The organism is Microbacterium amylolyticum (assembly GCF_011046975.1).
GTDB lineage: Bacteria > Actinomycetota > Actinomycetes > Actinomycetales > Microbacteriaceae > Microbacterium > Microbacterium amylolyticum.
This window is the reverse complement of record NZ_CP049253.1, coordinates 755,721-774,710: the sequence shown is the minus strand read 5'-3', so window position 1 is coordinate 774,710 and position 18,990 is coordinate 755,721. Positions and strand designations below refer to the sequence as shown.

Genomic DNA, 18,990 nt, shown 5'->3' with positions numbered 1-18,990 from the left:
CGCGGCGTTGCGCGAAACCGCCGTCACTCGTGGCCGGTCGTCGGTTCTTCCTCGGCGGTTGCCAGCTCGTCGTACTTCCTGCGCGCCAGCGGAACGCGTGTGAGATACGCGGAGCGGGCGATTGCGATCGTGCCGATGGCGCTTGTCGTGAGCTGGAGGACAACGATGAGGATCACCTTGACGGTGTCCGCGAGGGATGGCGAATGCATCACGGCACCGACGACGACGAAGGTAATACCGAGTCCGCCCGCCGTTCCCACGGCCGAGATGCGGGTATAGGCATCGGGGAACCTCATGATTCCGAGCGCGGCTGACAGGAAGATCAGCCCGCCGATGACGACGAGAACATCACCGATGATCTGCAAAACGTTCATCGCTTTCCTCTCGTGAGCGCGCGGGCCAGCGAGATCGCCGACAAGAAGCCGACGATCGCGGCGACCAGCACGATGTCGAATGTGTACACGCTTGCGATGCGGATTCCGGCAAGCGCGAGGAGCCCGACAACAGCGAACTGGAGGAGATCTCCGGCAACCGCTCGGTCGGCATCTGTTGGCCCAACGATCATCCGATAGATCGCGGGGAGGCAGGCGAGTGCGAGCAGGACGATCCCGATGTCGATTCCGATCATGCGTTCAGTCCCTTCCGTCGGAGGGCGCGCAAGAGTCGGTTCTGCATAACCTGCAACTCCGCACGCAGCACGTCCGGGCTGTCGGCGTACATGCCGTGCACGAACAACACGCGTGTTCCGTCCCCCGTTGTGTCCGTTCCGATCGTCAGCGTTCCGGGTGTCAGCGTGATGCACGAAGCCAGGAGCGTGAGCTCAAGGTCGGTACGGCATTTCGTCGGCATGCGCGCGATCCCGTTCTGCGTGCCCTGGCCCGGGGTCAGGTTGTCGTGCAGAACTTTCCAGTTCGAGCTCACGAGCTGACCGGCAAACCAGAACACGTAGCCGATGAGGCGGAACGGCCACGTCAGCCAGGTCACGAGCCCATCACCGCCTCAATGTAGGAGGTGGGATCGAGGAGGCCCGCTGCGGCCGTTTGAGACAGTGACATCAGCAACTCCGCTCCGAGCCCGAGGCCCAGCGTGACGAGTGCGAGGATAACGGCGGGAGCCATGAGAGCGGCGCCCACCTTTTTCTGAGCGGCGACCTGGGTGGTCGCGAGGGCGGAGCCCGCGGTGATCGGCGGCGTTTCGGGGAACTTCTCCTTGCCCCAGAACACCCCACCCCAGATCTTGAGCATCGACAGCAGCGTAATGATGCTGACGACGAGCATGATGACAACGGCGGCGATCTGCCCAGCATCGAGCGCGGCGAAAATCAGCGACATTTTCGCAACAAAGCCCGAGAATGGCGGGATGCCGGCCAGCGAAAGTGCGGCGACGAAGAACGCCGCGGCCAGAATCGGCTCACGCTTCGCCATGCCCTGAACCTCGCCGATTTTTCCGGAGCCGTAAGTGACCTCGATCGCGCCCGTTGAGAGGAAGAGCGATGCCTTCACGATCATGTGATGCAAGAGATAGAAGATACCGGCGGCGAGCCCCGCTTCGGTAAACAGCGCGATGCCCAGCATGATGTAGCCGATCTGGCTGACCATGTGGAACGCGAGAATTGACCGGGTGGTCTTCTCGCCGACGGCGCCGAGCACGCCCAGCAGCATCGTCGCGCAGAACAGCAGAACACCGATCCACAGCCAACGGGCATCGCCGTCGTACATATACGCGTAGATGCGGTAGATACCGTAGATCGCGACCTTGGTATGCAGACCGGAAAACAGTGCGGTGATCGCGGGGGACGTGGCGGGGTATGCCTTTGCCAGCCAACCGTGCACCGGAACGATCGCCGCTTTGATCCCGAGCGCGAACAGGCACAGCGAACCGGCAATCGCCACCGTGCTGTCTTCTGCGGCAGCGCCGGCGAGCTCTGCCATGTTGACCGTTCCGGCCGTTCCGTAGACGAAACCGACGCCGATGAGGAAGATCGTCGATGTCAGCAGGTTCAGAACCACGTAGAGTCGAGCTCCGGCAATCCGGCCGAGCGGTGCTTCGCCGTATCGTGCCAGCACGAACAGCCCGTACGAGGGCAAGAGCATGACCTCGATGAACACGAACATGTTGAACAGATCTGCCGTGAGCAGCACGCCGTTCACACCGCCGACGAGAACGAGGATCAGCGGCGCGAAGAAGCGCGACATCGTTCGGTGGGCGATGACGGCGAAGAGAACGCAGACAACGGCCAGCAGGCCCGTGACGACGAGCATGAGGGCGCTGAACATATCAGCGACGAAGGGAATCGCGATTCCGAAGCCCCACGATCCGACGCCGTGTGCGTACGTTCTGCCGCCGACGAGCGCGGCCACGAGCGCGATCGACCCCGCAAGCGCGCCGGTGATGACGGCGAACATGACGACAAGGTGAAGCCGAGGGCGGTGGCCGATGATTGTGAGGAAACCAGCGGCGATGAGGGGAATCGCCACGAACAGGGGAAGAAGTGATCCGATCATGCGGATGCCTCCTCTCGTTCGTTCGACATCGAGGGCTCCGCGGTGCCGGACTCGTTCGGTTGCGGCTCGTCTTCGTCCGTCGCGCCGTCCTCCGCGTTGTCCGTGTCCGTTCCTGTTCCGGCGAGAACCAGCATGAAGATTGTGATCGCGAAGGCAATCACGATGGCCGTCAGAACAAAGGCCTGGGGCAGGGGATCGGCGACAACAGAAATGTCATCGGGAGTTCCGAACGGCTCTTCGCGACGTGATGCGCCACCGGCCGCCATGATGATGAGGTTCGCGGCATGGCTGAGAAGAACGAAGCCGAGGATGATCAGCAGCATCTCGCGTCGCATGAGCAGGTAGACGGCTCCTGCGACGAGGATGCCTGCGGTGATGGCGAGTGTCATCGTCCGCTCCCTCCCGTTGTCGTGGCGGATTCTGTGACGGGCACGGGCCCCGTTGGTGCTTCGGGATCGTCATCGTGGGAGACGCGGTGCCGCCTGCCCAGCAGATTGAAGGTGGCGAGCACGATGCCGATGACACCGAGGTACACGCCGAGGTCGAAGATGAGAGCCGACGACAGCCCGTAGCCGAAGATGTCGAAATCGATCGGCGTGAGGAACGATCCTTCGAGATAGCCGAGGAAGCCGGTTCCCGTTCCGACCACGATTCCCGCACCGATGAGGGCCATGTACGGCCACCGAACGCGTGCGGCCGAGTCGGACGGCGCCGCGAGGTAAACGAGCGCGAATCCTGCGCCGCCGACCAGGGCCGAGATGAACCCGCCACCAGGCTCGTAGTGACCGCGCAGCAGGAGCACGATCGAGAGGACGATGATGATGGGCCCAAGGATTCGCGTGATCGTGCCGACGAACACAGCGTTCTTCTCGGCGTTCGCCAACGGAGACGATGTGTCGATACGGGCCGAACGGGTTCCCGTGAGATGGCGTGAGTGCAACAGCGCCGCCATGGCAACGCCCGCGATGCCGAGGACCGTCAGCTCGCCCAGCGTGTCGAAGGCGCGGAAGTCGACAAGGATCGTGTTGACGATGTTCGGGCCGCCCGTTGTCACATACCCCTCGGTGAGGTAGTACTCGGCGGCATCCGACATCTCTCGTCGGCCCGTGAGCGCCCAGACGGCAACGGTTGTCGCCACACCGGCAGCGACCGCGAGAAGTGCTGCGGGGACGCGCTTGCGCCATGTTTGACGCTCGATCTTGGCGGGCAGGCGGCGCAGCATGAGCACCATCACGCAGACCGTCAGGATTTCCACCAGCAGCTGCGTCATCGCCACGTCGGCGGCCCCGAGGGTGAAGTACCACAGGGTCATCGCAAAACCGATGACACCCGTGACGACGACGGCGGAGATCCGAGTGCGAACGCGCAGCAGCGCGAGAACACCAGCCGCGACAAGCGCAAGAAGCAGCCAGTCCATCGGGCGGGAGGCATCGCCGATCACAGCGGGCAGTTCGCCGACGAAGATGTATCCGAGAGCGGCGATTACCACGAGCGACACAACAGGAAGTGCCAGATGCAGGCGCGGCGAGCGTGTTCCCGTCCACGTTCCGACAACGCCGCCGACGCGGATGATCCCGAAGCGCGTGCCGTCGACAACGGCGAGCCCCGAGATCGGAATGCTGATGTTCTCGGTGGCTTTTTCGACCCGGTTGCGGAAGACGATGAGCAAAACCCCCGAAGCGATCACGAGCGCCGAAACGCCCAGCGCAGGGGTGAAGCCATGCCACAGCGCAAGGTGCGCATGGGCGGGTTGTCCGATGACGGCAGTCGCTGCGGCGTCGACGAGCGGGTCGAGAATGAACGGAACGATTCCGAGGCCGAGGCCCGCGACCGCAGCAAGAGCCGGGACAATCCAAAATGACGTGGGTGCCTCGGTAATCGTGCGCTCACCCCGTCCGGAGAATGCGCCAAGGATGAGGCGACCCGAGTATGCGAAGGTCAGCGCGCTCGTGATCGCGGCACCGATCACCACGACGGGAACGACCCAGCCGGTGCCGGCATCCAGGAAGCTCTCGAACATCATCTCCTTCGAGATAAAGCCGAGCAGGAGCGGAACGCCCGCCATGGACGCTGCCGCGAGGGTCATGGCAATCGCCGTGACCGGCATCCGCAGACGCATCATGCGCAGCTTGCGGATGTCGCGTGTGCCGGCTTCATGATCGATGACGCCGACGAACATGAACAGTGAAGACTTGAACAGCGCGTGGCCGACAGTGTGAACAACGGCCGCTGTCAGAGCTGCGGGCGTGCCAACGCCGATCATCACAACGAGAAGACCCAGCTGGCTGATGGTCGAGTAGGCAAGAAGTTCTTTGAGGTCGTAGCGCTTGAGCGCTGCGCTCGCGCCAAGGAGCGCCGTGATGAGCCCAGCCGTGATCAGCAGAGTGGACCAGAGGGTGTCGCCGGCGAGCGGGGGCGAAAAGCGCAGCAGGAGGTAGATACCGGCCTTGACCATCGCCGCCGCGTGAAGGTACCCGGACACGGGAGTGATCGCGACCATGGAGTCGGGAAGCCAGGCCTGGAAGGGGAACTGGGCTGACTTGGTGAAGGCGGCCCCGGCGAGGAGGACGGCTGCGGCGGTGGCGTAGCCCGGCTGCTCGGTCCACATGGGGGACACGAGGATGTCACTGATGAGCGTTGTGCCGGAACCGACCACCATCACGGCGACGGCGCCGAGAAGGCTGAGTCCGCCCGCTGCCGTGACGAGCAGGGTGCGGATCGCGGGCTCGCGGGCGTGTTCTCCGGAGCGCGCGATCAGGAAGAACGAGCACAGGGTTGTGGCTTCCCAAGCAACGAAGAGCACGACGATGTCGTTCGACAGCACCAGGAGGAGCATTGCCGCGGCGAATGTCGTCATGAGTGTGTAAAACGAGCCGTGCGTCCCCGCGGCGCTCAAGTATCGCGCCGAGTACGCGAGGATTCCCGCTCCGATGACGAGGACGAGCATCGAGAACACGAGCGAGAGCGCGTCGAGCCTGAGCGTGAGTCCGATGTCGAGAGAGGGGATCCAGGGAACGTGTTGTTCTACCGCGCTATCGGGGGCGAAGCCGGTCGTAGCAAGGAGCGCCCCGGCGACGGCCAGAAGGGCCGCGGCGAGGATCCAGCCGGCGTTGCGTCCCGCGAAGCGCGTGAGGGCGGGGGCGGCGGCGCACAAGAGTACGACGGCCGCGACACAGGCAAAGAGCAAAGGGTCACCTCGGTTCGGGAGGGCTGATCAATCATCGAGCCGAACGGCGGCGATTGTCCTCGCGTGTGCGTCAGACCGAATAGCGCCGACGTTCGTGCGCCGTTTCTTCGGGGATGGCCCCGGAGAGGTTCGCTCCCCAGGAAGAAATATGCCCGTTGGTGCCGGTATGAGCAGGGACGCGAAACACCGGTGCGAATGCTGACCTGCAGCGCTGTCCTGACGTGCTCATACTGCGCAGAATCGTATCAGTACCGGTGAGGCGATCTCTGAAGGGGCGCAGTGCGCGCAGGCGTGGAGGAGAATTGATCGGGTGAGCGATCAATACCCCGAACTCTTCCGCGCGGCGAACGTGATGCGCGATGTCCATGATCGGTGCGTCTGGTCGCAGGCGATGACACACGAACGACTTGTTCCGTACCTCGTCGAAGAATCCGCCGAGGTGATCGAGGCGGTCGAAAGCGGTGACGCAGACGAGTTAAGAGAAGAGCTGGGCGATCTTCTGTGGCAGGTGCTGTTCCACGCGTCTGTGGCGTCGAACCGTGCGGATGATCCTTTCGACCTGGAGGACGTCGCCGCCACGCTCGCGGAGAAGATGATTCGTCGTCACCCGCATGTCTTCGGTGAGGAAACGGCCGAAACACCGGAGCGGGTTCTCGAACTCTGGAATGCCGCAAAGGCCTCCGAGAAGAGCGAGCGTCGTTCGGTTCTTGACGGTGTCCCGATGGGCATGTCTTCGCTCGCGTTGGCGCAGAAGGTGCTCGACAAAGGACAGAAGGTCGGAGTCGGCGAGGAGTTCCTCGAATCCGTTGCCGCTTCGGAAGCCATAGAAGAAGAGGAGGGGGTTCCCCTGCTCCCGCAGAGCGAGGAGGAGCTCGGAGACACGATTCTCGGACTCGTCGCCGTCGCGCGCGCCAGGGGCTGGGACGCCGAGCGTGCACTTCGCGGGCGTATGCGCGCAGTTGCGGAGGAGATCCGCGCCGCCGAAGTGGAAGAATGACTTCGTTATGGCAACTGTGAACCCGCCGCGCGGCATGCGCGATTTTCTCCCCGCTGACAAGGCCCGCCGCGAGCGCGTTCTCGCGATCATTCGCGAGCGCTACCGCGCCCATGGTTTCGATGAGATCGAAACGCCCGTCATGGAGGAGCATGCTCGCCTGCACGCGGGGATCGGCGGTGACAACGAGAAGCTGGCGTTTAATGTCTTGAAGCGCGGCCTCGATGCGGACGCCGTCCGCGACGCCGCTGAGGACACGTCGGCGCTGAGCGATCTGGGCCTGCGTTATGACCTGACGGTACCGCTGTCGCGTTTCTACGCCAGCCACCGTGCGGAGCTGCCGACCGTGTTCCGAGCCGTGCAGATTGCGCCCGTCTGGCGGGCGGAGCGCCCGCAAAAGGGGCGCTATCGCCAGTTCGTTCAGTGCGATATCGACGTCATGGGTGATGCGACGAGCCGCGCGGAGGCAGAGCTCATCACGGCAACGCTCGACGCGCTTGATGCGCTCGGCCTGGAGGGGACGAGTGTTCGCATCAACGACCGCCGTGCACTCGATGCAATGCTCGATACTTTCGGCTTTCCGGCGGAGGAGCGGCCGGGGGTTCTCATTACGATTGACAAGCTCGACAAGATTGGCCCGGCTGGCGTTGCAGCCGAGCTACGGGAACGCGGCGGTAGCGAGACGGCTGTTGCGGCCCTCGAGTCCTTCCTCGCGGATCTCCCCGAGGACGCTCCGGGATCCTTCGGCGCCGAGCAGATCCGGGCCATGCTGCCCGCGGGTGTTCCGGAAGAGATCGTCGAGCACCTCACCGGGATCGGTGCGGCAGTCATCGCCGCGCGCGGCGCCGCGCCCCTGCAGTTCGACCCGTTCCTCGTTCGCGGAATGGGGTATTACACCGGAACGATCTTCGAGATTGCGCACCCCGATGTGTCGTACTCACTGGGTGGTGGTGGTCGCTATGACGGCATGATCGGGCGGTTCCTCGGGCAGGATGTTCCGGCCGTTGGTTTCTCGATCGGGTTTGAACGAATCGTTGAACTGGTGCAGATCGCGGAAGACAGCGCGGGTTCTGCTGTTGTCCTTGTCCACGACAAGGATGTCCCGGTGTCCGAGCTGCTGCGGCACAAAGCCGCCCTGGTCGCGACGGGGGCGCGCGTACGGCTCGAAAAGCGCACGAAGAACCTCAAGGGGCTACTTGCGCGTGCGGAGGCTGATGGGTACACCGCGTTCGCCACGGTGTCCGCTTCGCAGGATGACCTCGACGTGAAGCCACTCGGCTAATACTCCCGAATCTGCAGAGACGCCCCTTGCCACGCGGCTTCGAATCGCTCGTTGTCGAACAGTGCCTCTTCGCGAGTCAGATCCTCCTCACCAAGGTCGACAAGCTCACGGAAGTCGAGCTGCTGCGGGTGGCGGCCGCCGTCAGCGACATCAATCCCAGTGTCGCAATCGATGGGATTCACTACGGACACATGGCCTTCGAGCGAATAGCGGCGATGCCCGAGTATGACTATCACCGCGTGGAGGTGCTCAGCCGTGAACTCGAAGCGATGGACGACGAGCGGGGTACGCAGGATGGCATTGCGTCTCTCGTCATCGACGACCCGCGCCCGTTGCACCCCGCACGCCTGCACCGGCTGTTCACGACCGCTCTTCCGCAGCAGTGCTATCGCAGCAAGGGGTTCTTCTGGCTTCCCAGTCGCGATGATCGCGTTCTGGCATGGAGCCAGGCAGCCGGACAGATCGGACTCGAAGCCATCGGCTACTGGAAAGCCGGCGTCCTTGGCGAGGCGCGCCCCAATCGCGCTCAGCGTCGCGCCGCCCAGAAGGCCGGCGATCGCATCGTTGCCGGCGGCGGGCGACTCACGCAGCTCGAGCGAGAGGTCCTTGTCGAGCGGATGAAAGATCTCGATCCGAGATTCGGTGATAGAAGAACGCAGCTGACCCTGATCGGCGAGCGCGCCGAAACCGAGCTCTTCCGTGATCTGTTGATGGACTGCTTTTGCACGGAACAGGAGATTTTGCGCTGGCAGAAGGGTGGTTCCTTCGACGACCCGTGGCCGACGGCCACGCTGGAGCTGCAGGCAACCGAGTGATCAAAAGCGCCGCTGCGGCGTGCCGGTCGAGGCGACGAACGGATGAACAGCTCGGCGGGAGACCTGGGGGACGGATAGGATGGGCCACGGACCGAGGGCGGCTCAACGATCAGCGCTCGCGCGCCGAACGGAGCGCCCCTCCACACATCAGTCACCCTTTAAGGAGTAATCCGTGGCTCAGATCGAGGCAGTAGGCGCACGCGAGATTCTTGACTCGCGCGGCAACCCGACCGTTGAAGTTGAGGTTCTTCTCGACGACGGCATCGTCCAGCGAGCGGCAGTTCCGTCCGGTGCATCCACCGGCGCCTTCGAAGCGTATGAGCTTCGCGACGGCGACAAGGCTCGCTACGGCGGCAAGGGCGTCCTCAAGGCCGTTGACAGCGTTATCGACGAGCTCGGCCCCGCAATCGAGGGCCTTGATGCAACCGACCAGCGTCTGGTCGACCTCACACTGAACGAGGTTGACGGAACGTCCAACAAGCAGCGCGTTGGCGCAAACGCCATTCTCGGCGTCAGCCTCGCGGTTGCGAAGGCCGCTGCCGACAGCGCCGACCTCCCGCTGTACCGCTACGTCGGTGGCGCGAACGCGCACGTTCTTCCCGTTCCCGCGCTCAACGTCATCAACGGTGGCGAGCACGCCGACAACGGCATCGACATGCAGGAATTCTTCATCGTCCCTCACGGTGCCGAGACGTTCGCTGAGTCGATCCGCTGGGGTGCCGAGACCTACCAGGTCCTGAAGAAGGAACTGCTTGCCGGTGGCTTCGCAACGGGCCTCGGCGACGAGGGCGGCTTCGCTCCCGACCTGCCCAGCAACCGTGAGGCTCTCGACTTCCTGATGAAGGCGATCGAGAAGGCTGGCTTCACCCCCGGCAAGGACATCGCGGTGGGTCTGGACGTTGCGTCGACGGAGTTCTTCCGCGACGGCGTTTACAAGTTCGAGGGCAAGGACCTCACGGCCGAAGAGCTCACGAAGTACTACGAGGAGCTTCTCTCGAACTACCCGCTCGTCACGATCGAGGATGCCCTCGCTGAAGACGACTGGGAGGGCTGGGCGGCCCTGACCGCAGCGATCGGCGACAAGGTGCAGCTCGTCGGCGACGACCTGTTCGTCACCAACCCCGAGCGCCTCGAGCGCGGTATCCGCGAGGGAATCGCCAACTCGCTCCTGGTGAAGGTCAACCAGATCGGTACGCTCACCGAGACGCTCGACGCCGTCTCGATGGCGCACAACGCGCGCTACACGACGATGATGTCGCACCGTTCGGGTGAGACAGAAGACGTCACGATCGCCGACCTCGCCGTCGCCGTGGGTAGCGGTCAGATCAAGTCCGGCGCGCCCGCTCGCAGCGACCGCGTCGCGAAGTACAATCAGCTTCTGCGCATTGAAGAGGAGCTGGGTGACGCGGCAACGTTCGCGGGCCGCAGCGCCTACCCGCGCTTCCAGGGCTAATCGCTCCGGACACACGCTGAACGAGAGGGGGTCGCATGGCAAAGCCGGCGGCTCCCTCTTCGCGTTCCCGGAAGGCAGCGGGGTCTGCGCGCGTCGACGTTCGCGACTGGCTGGGCAGTGTCCGGCTGTCGGGATTCGCCGTCATCATGTTGGGGCTCGTTGTTCTTGGTGCATTCGTTCTCGTGCCAAGCGTTGGACACTACGTCGATATGCGCCAGCAAATCGACCGTGCCGAGGCGTCGGTGACGGTCACACAGGCCGAGATCGCCGAGCTGGAACGTGAGCGCGAGCGCTGGAATGACCCGGCGTATATCCAAACCCAAGCGCGTGAGCGCCTGTACTTCACACAGCCCGGCGAGGTCACGTATCTCATTCAGAACGACATCGATGTCGACGATGTCGTTCTCGGATCCGGTCCTGTCAGCGCCGACCTCGTCGAGCGCGACAGCGACTGGATGGGAACCGTTTTGCGGAGCGTCGTCGAATCTGGGCTCGCACAGCATGCCGTTGCGGAAACCTCCCCGGAAGACGGAGAAGACGACGTCTTCGCGCCGTCTCCGACGCCTGACGATAACGAATAGCTTTCAGGGGCATCTTTCGTACCCCTCGCACCGGGGAATGTCAGCGGTGAACGGTTAGCCTCGATGCGTGACAACACCTCCATTTGCCCCTGTGAGCGCCGCTGACATCCGCGTCGTCAGCGAGCAGCTCGGCCGCGAGGCGCGCGGCGTCGTCGGCATTTCGGCCCGTTGTATCTGCGGTAATCCCACCGTGGTGTCCACGGCACCGCGCCTGCCGCAGGGAACGCCGTTTCCCACTTTTTACTACCTCACGCATCCCGCCGCCACGGCCGAGATGTCTCGTCTGGAGTCGGGCCAGATGATGGTCGAGCTGAACGCCCTCCTCGGTGAGGATGAGGAGGTCCGAGAGCAGTATGTGCGTGCCCACGAGGCCTACATCGCCGATCGTGCTCAGTTCGGAGAGGTCGAGGAAATTGCTCACATTTCGGCAGGTGGCATGCCCACGCGCGTGAAGTGCTTGCATGCCGTCGCGGGGCATGCGCTCGCCGCAGGCCCCGGGGTCAACCCCATCGGCGACCTCGCACTCGCTCGGTCTGCCTGGTCTCCCGAGCGATGTGAGTGCGCCGTACCGGGATCCGCACGTCGCAGTGACGAGCAGGTCGCCGCAGAATGACACGCGGCGCGCGCGGAATCGTGGGGGCGGCTGTCGCCGTTCTGCTGCTGGCCGCTGTCGCGCTTCTTCCGGCATCTGCCGCTCTTGCCGTGACGGACGAGACACCGGCTCCCGTCGCCACCACATCACCGTCCCCGACGCCATCACCGACGCCGACTCCCGACCCCGTCGATCCGATTCGTTCCTCGCAGTACTGGCTTGAGCAGTACGGGATTGAAGAAGCGTGGGAGACTACGCGCGGGGAAGGGGTAACGATCGCCGTCATCGATAGCGGTGTTGCTGGCGGGATTCCTGAGCTGGAGAACGCTGTTGTCGGCGGCACCGATATGTCTGGCGTAGGTACGTCTGATGGTCGTACACCTCTGGGAAGCACGATCAGTACCCGCAGCCACGGCACATGGGTCGCATCTCTCGTCGGATCACGGGGGCTCGCCGACGACGCCGGGGTCATCGGCGTTGCGCCTGAAGCTGACATTTTGTCCGTGTCTCTCGGTTTTGGCGCCGTCAGCGATGTCTCGTTCTCGGAACAGGTTGCGGAAGCCATTGTCTGGTCCGTCGACAACGGTGCCGACATCATCAACCTCTCCTTTACGACCAATCAGACGCAATGGGATGAGAGCTGGGACCGTGCCTTCAGCTATGCGTTCGACCATGACGTTCTCGTCGTCGTGGCGGCAGGAAATCGTGCCGGTGGAACGGATGTCGTCGGCGCACCCGCCACAATTCCTGGCGTACTTGTCGTCGGTGGAGTGGATGAGAACGGAAATGCCAGCGAAGCTGCGTCGACGCAGGGTTCCACGATTGGTATTTCTGGTCCCAGCGAAAACCTGCGCGGCATCGGCCCATCCGGTGTGGTCGACGAGTGGAGCGGTACTTCGGGGGCAGCGCCGATCGTCGCGGGCGTAGCGGCGCTCGTCATGTCCGCGAAGCCCGAGCTCGACGCCATTAACGTCATCAATCAGCTCATTCAGACCGCTGATCCTGCTCCGCGACAATCGGGTGACCGTGATCCGCTCTACGGTTTCGGAATCGTCGACGCGGCTGAGGCCATCACGGCGCAGTTGCCTCGCATCGAGGAGAATCCGATGGGGGATCTCAGTCGCTGGATTCGCATCAATCGCAGCGCCACATCGGACGACCCGGGCGGCGACATCACCCCGACACCAGATCCCGTCGATCTGCCCGCGCTGCCGCCGCCGGACCCGCCCGCACAGGCCGCCAGCCCCCTGATTCCGACGGCGGATAGTTTGCGCGAGGTGACGCTGCCGCTCGTGGCGATCAGCGCCGCTGGTATTCTTCTAATGCTCGGCGTCGTCGCTGTGTCCCGGCGCATCAGATCGGTGCGCGCGCAGCTGATGCGTGGCCGATCACATGACAATTCCAAGGAGATAACGTTCCGTGCCTAAGATCCTCATCGTCGGAGGCGGCTACGCAGGTTTCTACACCGCGTGGAAGCTCGAGAAGCACCTTCGCAAGGGCGAGGCCGAGGTCATCGTGGTCGACCCGCTTCCCTACATGACCTACCTCCCGTTCCTCCCCGAGGTCGCTGCCGGAGCAATTGAGCCCCGTCACGCCGTGGTGTCGCTCCGTCGTCACCTGAAGAAGACGACGGTCATCAACGCGAAGGTCACCAACATTGACCACGCGAACAAGACCGCCACGATCTCGCCCGAGGGCGGGGACAGCTGGAACCTCGACTACGACCACGTCGTCGTCACGGCCGGCTCCGTTTCGCGCACCTTCCCGATTCCCGGCATCGCCGAGAACGCCGTTGGTATGAAGTCGATTGAGGAAGCCGTGTACGCACGCGACACCCTCATTCGCAACTTCGAGCGGGCGGCAGCCCTTCCCGAGGGCAGCGAACTTCGTCAGCGTCTTCTGACAACGGTCATCGTCGGCGGCGGCTTCGCCGGTATCGAGACCTTCGCCGAACTGCGCTCCGCCGCGTCCGCGCTGCTGGAAAAGTTCCCCAACATCACGTTCGACGAGACGCAGTTCCACCTCATCGAGGCCGCTCCGCGCATCATGCCCGAGGTGTCGCAGCAGACGGCCGACTGGGTGCTCAAGGACCTCGCAAAGAAGGGCGCACACGTTCACCTGAACACGCAGTGTGCCGACGCCACCGACGGCGTGGTCAAGACCAGCGACGGCGCCGAGTACCCCAGCGATCTCATCATCTGGACGGCCGGTGTGATGGCTAACCCGCAGGTCGTGAACGGGTCTGACCTGCCGCGCGAGGCGCGTGGACGTATCTCCACGCAGGCCGATCTGCGCGTCGTTGACGAGAACGGCGAGATCATCGACGGCGCATGGGCTGCCGGCGATGTCGCTGCTGTTCCGGACCTGACCGGTGGCGGCGTTGGCGGCATGTGCGTCCCGAACGCGCAGCACGCTGTGCGTCAGGCCAAGCGACTGGCAAAGAACTTGGTGGGCGTTCTCCGCGGCGATGAGCCCGTGGACTACGTGCACAAGAACCTGGGCGCTGTTGCGGGCTTGGGTCTGTACAACGGTGCGTTCCAGTCGGGCAACATCGCGCTCAAGGGCTTCCTGGCCTGGTGCGCGCACCGTGGCTACCACGGTCTCGCGATGCCGTCGTGGGAGCGCAAGTGGCGCGTTCTGTGGGGCTGGTTCCACAACTTCTTCCTTGGCCGCGACCAGGTGCAGGTTGCAACGACTCAGAAGCCGCGTGAGTTCTTCGAGGCCTTTGCCTCGCGGCCCAAGCCGCCGGCAGACGTCAGCAAGTAAGTTGTTGTGAAGGGCGCCTCGCACACGTGCGGGGCGCCCTTTTGCCCCCTTAGCCCAATCGGCAGAGGCAGCCGACTTAAAATCGGTCCAGTGTGGGTTCGAACCCCACAGGGGGCACCGGAGGGCCGTTGTTCAAACCAGCGACGTTGCAGGGCTGATCCGTCCTGCGACCGCAGAGCAGTCCGGGCGCGGCAGGGCACGCTAGGCGACGAGGCGGAAGCCGGCGCTGAAAGCGTTCGCCATCGCATTCGAAGGCCGAATCAACTAATTGACGCTAGTCCACATCCACCGACAATCAGACACAACCGCGAAGGTGCGGCGACGCAGTGCCAGAGTGGTGGCGGCCTACCGCGACCGCCAGCACATCACCAGCAACTGCCCTCTCGGCCCCGAATCAGAGAGCGCGGCGCAGAAGATTGACCATGCCCGCGCCGATGCCGCTCTCTTCCGCGGACGGGCCATCACCGGGCCCCAGCAGGACGGGCCGGGACGGCGCCCAATCGGACATGACCCGATCAGCCTGCTCCTGTGAGTCCTTCAAGATGTCAGAACTCGGACGTACCGTAGGAGTGAGGCAGGTTTTCCTCACCACTCGGCCGCACGCGGTCGGACCGACTCCGGGCCCTTCTCAACGCGCTGCCTCCTCAGATGAAAGGTGCGATTGAGAGGATCTGAACATGTTCCGCCTCCTGACAGAGGTCAGCATCCACATCCGGAACTTCTTGCGCCGCTACATGCGCACCAACATCCTCGCTGACGCCATACTGACCAGACGCGGCATGAACTGGGGACCGGCAGTGATGTTGCTGTCCATTCCGTACTTCGCCGCAGCGTGGCTGACCGGCCTCATCGATCAGGGTGCGCCAGGTTGGCTGCATCTGCTCGACCTGCTGACGATCTGGAACGGGTTCAAGATGCTCTGGCTCGGGCCTGCCAGCGTCGCTTGGCTCATCCGGGCTCGCCTCCGTGAGGCCGATGCACGTCGACGGCAGCGAGTCGTCGCGCTGAGTTCAGGCTCGACCGTCTCTAGCCAATCGAGCCCGAGGACCTCGCCGCCGCGTTGCTCACGTGCCTGGGAACGGGCGTCGTGTCGGGCACCCCTGCCATAGAATTTCACCTATGTCATCTGATCGACCGGCACGGCAGCCAGCACCGAGTTCTACCGTGCCCGTCCTTCGGAGTCTGGGACCCGCGTACGAAGTGGAACTCCACGGGCGCAACGCGGCCGTCCTCCTTGACGTACTGACTCACAAGTCCGAAACGGCCGCGAAGAACATCGCTCTTGCGGGTCACTACGGCAGCGGCAAGAGCAGTGTCATCCTCGGTGTCCAGGGGGAGTTAGACGGACGCAAGATCAAGTGGGTCAATTTGTCTTTGTCGAGCCTCGGCATCGACGACACGAAGCGGGCACGCATCCAGCAAGACGGATCGCTTGCGCCCTTGACCAACCTCATACAGAAGGAAATCGTCAAGCAGCTCCTCTACCGGAAGCCGCCTTCGGACATGCCGGGTTCAAGGTACTTTCGCATCGACTCGTTCAAACCTTGGCCAGCCTTGATGTGGGGCGGTTTAGTAGCAGTCGGATTCTTCGTTGTTGCCGTTCTTCTTGGGCTGGTCAGTCGCATCGAGAACGTGGCACCCGAGAGCCTGGTCGACAGTCATTCTTGGGCGGCTTGGGTCGCCATCGGCGTCCTCGGCGCGCTCGTGGGCTGGGTCTGGTTCTTAGCCCTCCGTGTCTTTCAGAGCCGAATGCGGGTGGAGAGTGTCTCCGCTGGCGGAGCAGCGGTCAAGCTGAGCGCGAAAGAAAACTCGTACTTCGACGAGTACCTGGATGAGATCGTCTATTTCTTCCAGCGGACGAAGACAAAGGTCGCGATTTTTGAGGACCTAGACCGGTTCAAGGACCCGCACATCTTCGAGACCCTGCGTGAGCTAAACACCGTCTTAAACAACTCCGAGCAGATCAAGTCACGGCCGATTCAGTTCGTTTACGCAGTCCGGGACAGCATCTTCGAGGAACTTCGAGTAGACGCGGAATCCGACGGGGAGGAGACCACGACTTCGGCCCTTCATGCGTCCGCCTTGGAGTCTGCACCTTCGGCGAACAGGACAAAGTTTTTCGACCTGGTAGTGCCGATGGTTCCGTTCATCACCCACCGTTCGGCACGGGATCTTCTCGAGGCCGAGTTCGCCGGAGCGGACCACCAACCGTCTACAGCATTGGTGAATCTTGTCGGCGCCCATCTGACCGACATGCGCGTGATCCGCAACATCCGAAACGAGTACGAGATCTATCGCGCATCCGTGCTCGGTGAGAATGGGCTCAAGGGGCTGACTGCCGACCGCCTGTTTGCGATGATGGTTTACAAGAACCTCCACCTGGAAGACTTCGAGGCTATCCGGCTCGGCACAAGCAAGATCGACGAGGCACACCGGGCCTTCCACAAGATGGTTGAGTATCAAACTCGGCATCAGGCAGTGCGCAGCAAGACGGCACAGAACCGAGTGGCGAGAAAAGTGCTCTGGGAAAAACACGCTCTCGCAGCCGGTGAGCGGCTGCGAGAGGTGCTGCCAATCGTCTACCGAGCGACGGGGCGCGGAGGTAAGCCGGTCCTTCGGTATCAGTCAGAGGACTACCAGCTGTCAGATCTGACATCGGGTGACTTCTGGAGGTCGTTGTACGAGAATCGCGATGCGGTACGTCTCTTTCGTCCGGGGTACGGCGGAATCGACCTGACGTTCAACGAACTGATCTCGCTGGCAGGAATAGGGACCGCTGGTTTGGACGACGCCGTAGGCACTGATGTTGCCCGCCTTCAGCGCGATTCCCGGGTGGCACTGGAGACTAAAGACTTCGTCACGAAGGCCACGATGGCGGAACTAATGGCCAAGACGGATCTCGTCATGCCTGCCGAGAACGGCGACGAACGCAATTTGGACTCCATCATCAGCGAACTCGTGTCTCCTTTGGGACGCGATCTGCTGGCTAAGGGCTACATTGACGAGAACTTCACTCTGTACTGCTCGGACTACCATGACATCGCGATCAGCGTGAGTGCGATGAACTTCATCCTTCACTGCGTCCAAGTCGATCGCGCAGCTCCCCACTTTCACTTCGATGAGACAAGCTCGATCGAAGCGGTTGAGAAGGAGATGGGTTCCCGCTTCCTCGACGGCGAAAGTGTCTTCAACGTCGAAGTGTTTGACTACTACTTGTCTACACATCCCGAGCACCTGGACAAGGCCATCGATAAGCTCGCCGTGCGTTCGCGGGATGACTCCTCTTTCCTCGACGCATACCTGATAGACGGCAAATCTCACGATGAGCTCATACGTCGATTGGCTCCGCGCTGGGACGGTCTTTTCATTCACCTGGTCGAGAAGGCACCACTAGAACTCGAAGTAGTCGTGGCCCTCGTTGATGCGGCTATCACGAGCGCCACGAAGGACGCAGACTACGTAGCATCTGACCAGGTCGCGGAGTTCGTATCGGAGCACTACGCCCAGATGCAGGCATTCGTTGGCGAGACGGATGCGGCGAAGGCCACCGACGTGATGGCTCTACTACGTCGTCTCGGCGCGCAGATAAGCGATCTCGGCGTGCTCGGAGAGAAACAGCGCAAGGCGACGGTGGCCGCAAGCCTGTACCCGGTCACGCGGATGAACCTGTCAGTCGCGCTAGATGAAAGCACCGGTCTAGCGCTTGACGCCATGAACGCTGCCGATGACTCCGTCTACAGGCATGTGCTCGCGAACCTGGACGACTACCTTGACGTCCTCCAAGACGACGAGGTGACCGTCGAGAGTCCAGACGCATTCGTTGCTGTGCTCGGTGACGTCGTAGATGCAGCCGAGTTTGCCGTGTGCCTCGTCGCGGCCCGTGCGGCGGACTCCTGCGAAGTTGCCGACCTTACGAACCTCGATGACGAAGCATGGGGACACGTGGTGTCGGCAGGTCGGTTCGCGCCGACTGTCTGGAACGTGAGCCAGTTCGTCAGCAAGTTCGGAGTCAACGAAGAACTGATCGAGAACCTCGGCATCCTCAACCTCACCGAGGCCGAGGGTGTGGACGAAGAGCCCAGGCTGGGGCTTGCATATGCACTGGCCAACTCCGGCGCGTTGGACTCGGCAGCAACCGTCCGCCTACTCGGGCAGCTCAACCTGCCCGGCGGTTTGGACCCCGAATACTTGTCTGACGGCGGACTCGCCGTCCTTCCATCGCTGCTAGACGAGGACCTGGTGCCTGACGCCGTCGACACCTACGCCCTTGTGAGTGACCGCCCGTTCGCATTCCGCGAGGATTACTTCGCAGCGTCCAAGCAACTAGCGTCGTACGTATGCGATTTGGAGTTGTCGAGCGACGATCTGGCTCAAGTGATGCGGAGTCGACGCCTGGCACCAACTGTGAAGCGCGCGATCGCCGACGATGCAGAGTTCGTCAGTGACCGTCTGTCTCGGCAGAGCGTGATCGCTTTTTGCGAATGGGCAAGTAAAGGCAACGACATTTCAGTTGAACTACTGCTCGCGCTTGCCAAGGCTGGTGCCCCGGCTGAACATGTTTTGACTCTGCTCGAAGCACATCTATCGAACATAGAACTTGGGATCCTAGACCAAATCCTGCTCGGATTGGGAGACGATTATGAGCCTCTCACGAGGACAGGGCACCATCGTCCGCGCTTGAAGGATCGAGCCGGCACCGATGAGCTGCTCAAAGAGCTGCAACGTCGCAACAGGGTGAGTTCTTTCGGTCCGGCCAAATTGATCGGTGGAATCCGAGTAAACATGCGCCATTGAGGAAAACGAACGTGTTAACTCG

16 protein-coding genes and 1 tRNA gene are annotated in these 18,990 nt (G+C 62.8%); 11 read left to right on the top strand and 6 right to left on the bottom strand.

Features of this window, described 5'->3' with window-relative positions:
* Window positions 1–23: 23 nt before the first annotated feature.
* The 6 genes from G6N81_RS03850 to G6N81_RS03825 are packed head-to-tail and all read right to left on the bottom strand — an operon-like array spanning window position 24 to window position 5,691.
* Window positions 24–374, bottom strand: a complete 351-nt coding sequence (locus tag G6N81_RS03850) for a cation:proton antiporter (protein ID WP_165133298.1) — start codon at window positions 372–374, stop codon at window positions 24–26.
* Complete coding sequence (locus tag G6N81_RS03845; RefSeq protein ID WP_165133295.1) at window positions 371–628, bottom strand: MrpF/PhaF family protein; 258 nt, start codon at window positions 626–628, stop codon at window positions 371–373. Before G6N81_RS03845 ends, G6N81_RS03850 begins: the two co-directional genes overlap by 4 nt.
* On the bottom strand, window positions 625–984 hold the full coding sequence (locus G6N81_RS03840; RefSeq protein ID WP_165133292.1) for a Na+/H+ antiporter subunit E: 360 nt from the start codon (window positions 982–984) through the stop codon (window positions 625–627). Before G6N81_RS03840 ends, G6N81_RS03845 begins: the two co-directional genes overlap by 4 nt.
* A complete protein-coding gene (locus G6N81_RS03835; RefSeq protein ID WP_165133289.1) occupies window positions 981–2,504 on the bottom strand; it encodes a monovalent cation/H+ antiporter subunit D family protein in 1,524 nt (507 codons plus the stop codon). Before G6N81_RS03835 ends, G6N81_RS03840 begins: the two co-directional genes overlap by 4 nt.
* Window positions 2,501–2,893 (bottom strand): sodium:proton antiporter, encoded by a 393-nt coding sequence (locus G6N81_RS03830; RefSeq protein WP_165133286.1) that lies wholly within the window; start codon window positions 2,891–2,893, stop codon window positions 2,501–2,503. Before G6N81_RS03830 ends, G6N81_RS03835 begins: the two co-directional genes overlap by 4 nt.
* Window positions 2,890–5,691, bottom strand: a complete 2,802-nt coding sequence (locus G6N81_RS03825) for a DUF4040 family protein (protein WP_165133283.1) — start codon at window positions 5,689–5,691, stop codon at window positions 2,890–2,892. Before G6N81_RS03825 ends, G6N81_RS03830 begins: the two co-directional genes overlap by 4 nt.
* A gap of 352 nt (window positions 5,692–6,043) precedes the next feature.
* Here G6N81_RS03825 and G6N81_RS03820 point away from each other — a divergent pair, with 352 nt between their 5' ends.
* The 11 genes from G6N81_RS03820 (at window position 6,044) to G6N81_RS03770 (ending at window position 18,968) form a co-directional block, all read left to right on the top strand.
* On the top strand, window positions 6,044–6,688 hold the full coding sequence (locus G6N81_RS03820) for a nucleoside triphosphate pyrophosphohydrolase (RefSeq protein WP_165137732.1): 645 nt from the start codon (window positions 6,044–6,046) through the stop codon (window positions 6,686–6,688).
* A 7-nt stretch (window positions 6,689–6,695) separates the two neighbouring features.
* On the top strand, window positions 6,696–7,967 hold the full coding sequence (gene hisS, locus G6N81_RS03815) for a histidine--tRNA ligase (protein ID WP_165133280.1): 1,272 nt from the start codon (window positions 6,696–6,698) through the stop codon (window positions 7,965–7,967).
* 26 nt (window positions 7,968–7,993) lie between these two features.
* Entirely contained in the window at window positions 7,994–8,782 is a 789-nt protein-coding gene (locus tag G6N81_RS03810; RefSeq protein WP_165133277.1) for a GTP-binding protein, read from the top strand.
* Window positions 8,783–8,954: 172 nt separating this feature from the next.
* Entirely contained in the window at window positions 8,955–10,235 is a 1,281-nt protein-coding gene (gene eno, locus G6N81_RS03805) for a phosphopyruvate hydratase (protein WP_165133274.1), read from the top strand.
* A 35-nt stretch (window positions 10,236–10,270) separates the two neighbouring features.
* Entirely contained in the window at window positions 10,271–10,816 is a 546-nt protein-coding gene (locus G6N81_RS03800; RefSeq protein ID WP_165133269.1) for an FtsB family cell division protein, read from the top strand.
* Between the two features lie 67 nt (window positions 10,817–10,883).
* Window positions 10,884–11,429, top strand: a complete 546-nt coding sequence (locus G6N81_RS03795; protein WP_165133266.1) for a DUF501 domain-containing protein — start codon at window positions 10,884–10,886, stop codon at window positions 11,427–11,429.
* Window positions 11,426–12,835, top strand: coding sequence for a S8 family serine peptidase (locus tag G6N81_RS03790; RefSeq protein WP_165133264.1), 1,410 nt, complete (start codon window positions 11,426–11,428; stop codon window positions 12,833–12,835). Before G6N81_RS03795 ends, G6N81_RS03790 begins: the two co-directional genes overlap by 4 nt.
* Window positions 12,828–14,174 carry an NAD(P)/FAD-dependent oxidoreductase gene (locus G6N81_RS03785; protein ID WP_165133262.1) on the top strand — a complete coding sequence of 449 codons (1,347 nt, stop codon included), beginning with the start codon at window positions 12,828–12,830 and terminating at the stop codon, window positions 14,172–14,174. Before G6N81_RS03790 ends, G6N81_RS03785 begins: the two co-directional genes overlap by 8 nt.
* 43 nt (window positions 14,175–14,217) lie before the next feature.
* Window positions 14,218–14,291, top strand: a tRNA-Leu gene (locus G6N81_RS03780).
* A 560-nt stretch (window positions 14,292–14,851) separates the two neighbouring features.
* Window positions 14,852–15,283, top strand: coding sequence for a hypothetical protein (locus tag G6N81_RS03775; protein ID WP_206527897.1), 432 nt, complete (start codon window positions 14,852–14,854; stop codon window positions 15,281–15,283).
* 10 nt (window positions 15,284–15,293) lie between these two features.
* Window positions 15,294–18,968, top strand: a complete 3,675-nt coding sequence (locus G6N81_RS03770; RefSeq protein WP_165133260.1) for a YobI family P-loop NTPase — start codon at window positions 15,294–15,296, stop codon at window positions 18,966–18,968.
* The last annotated feature ends 22 nt before the right edge of the window (window positions 18,969–18,990 follow it).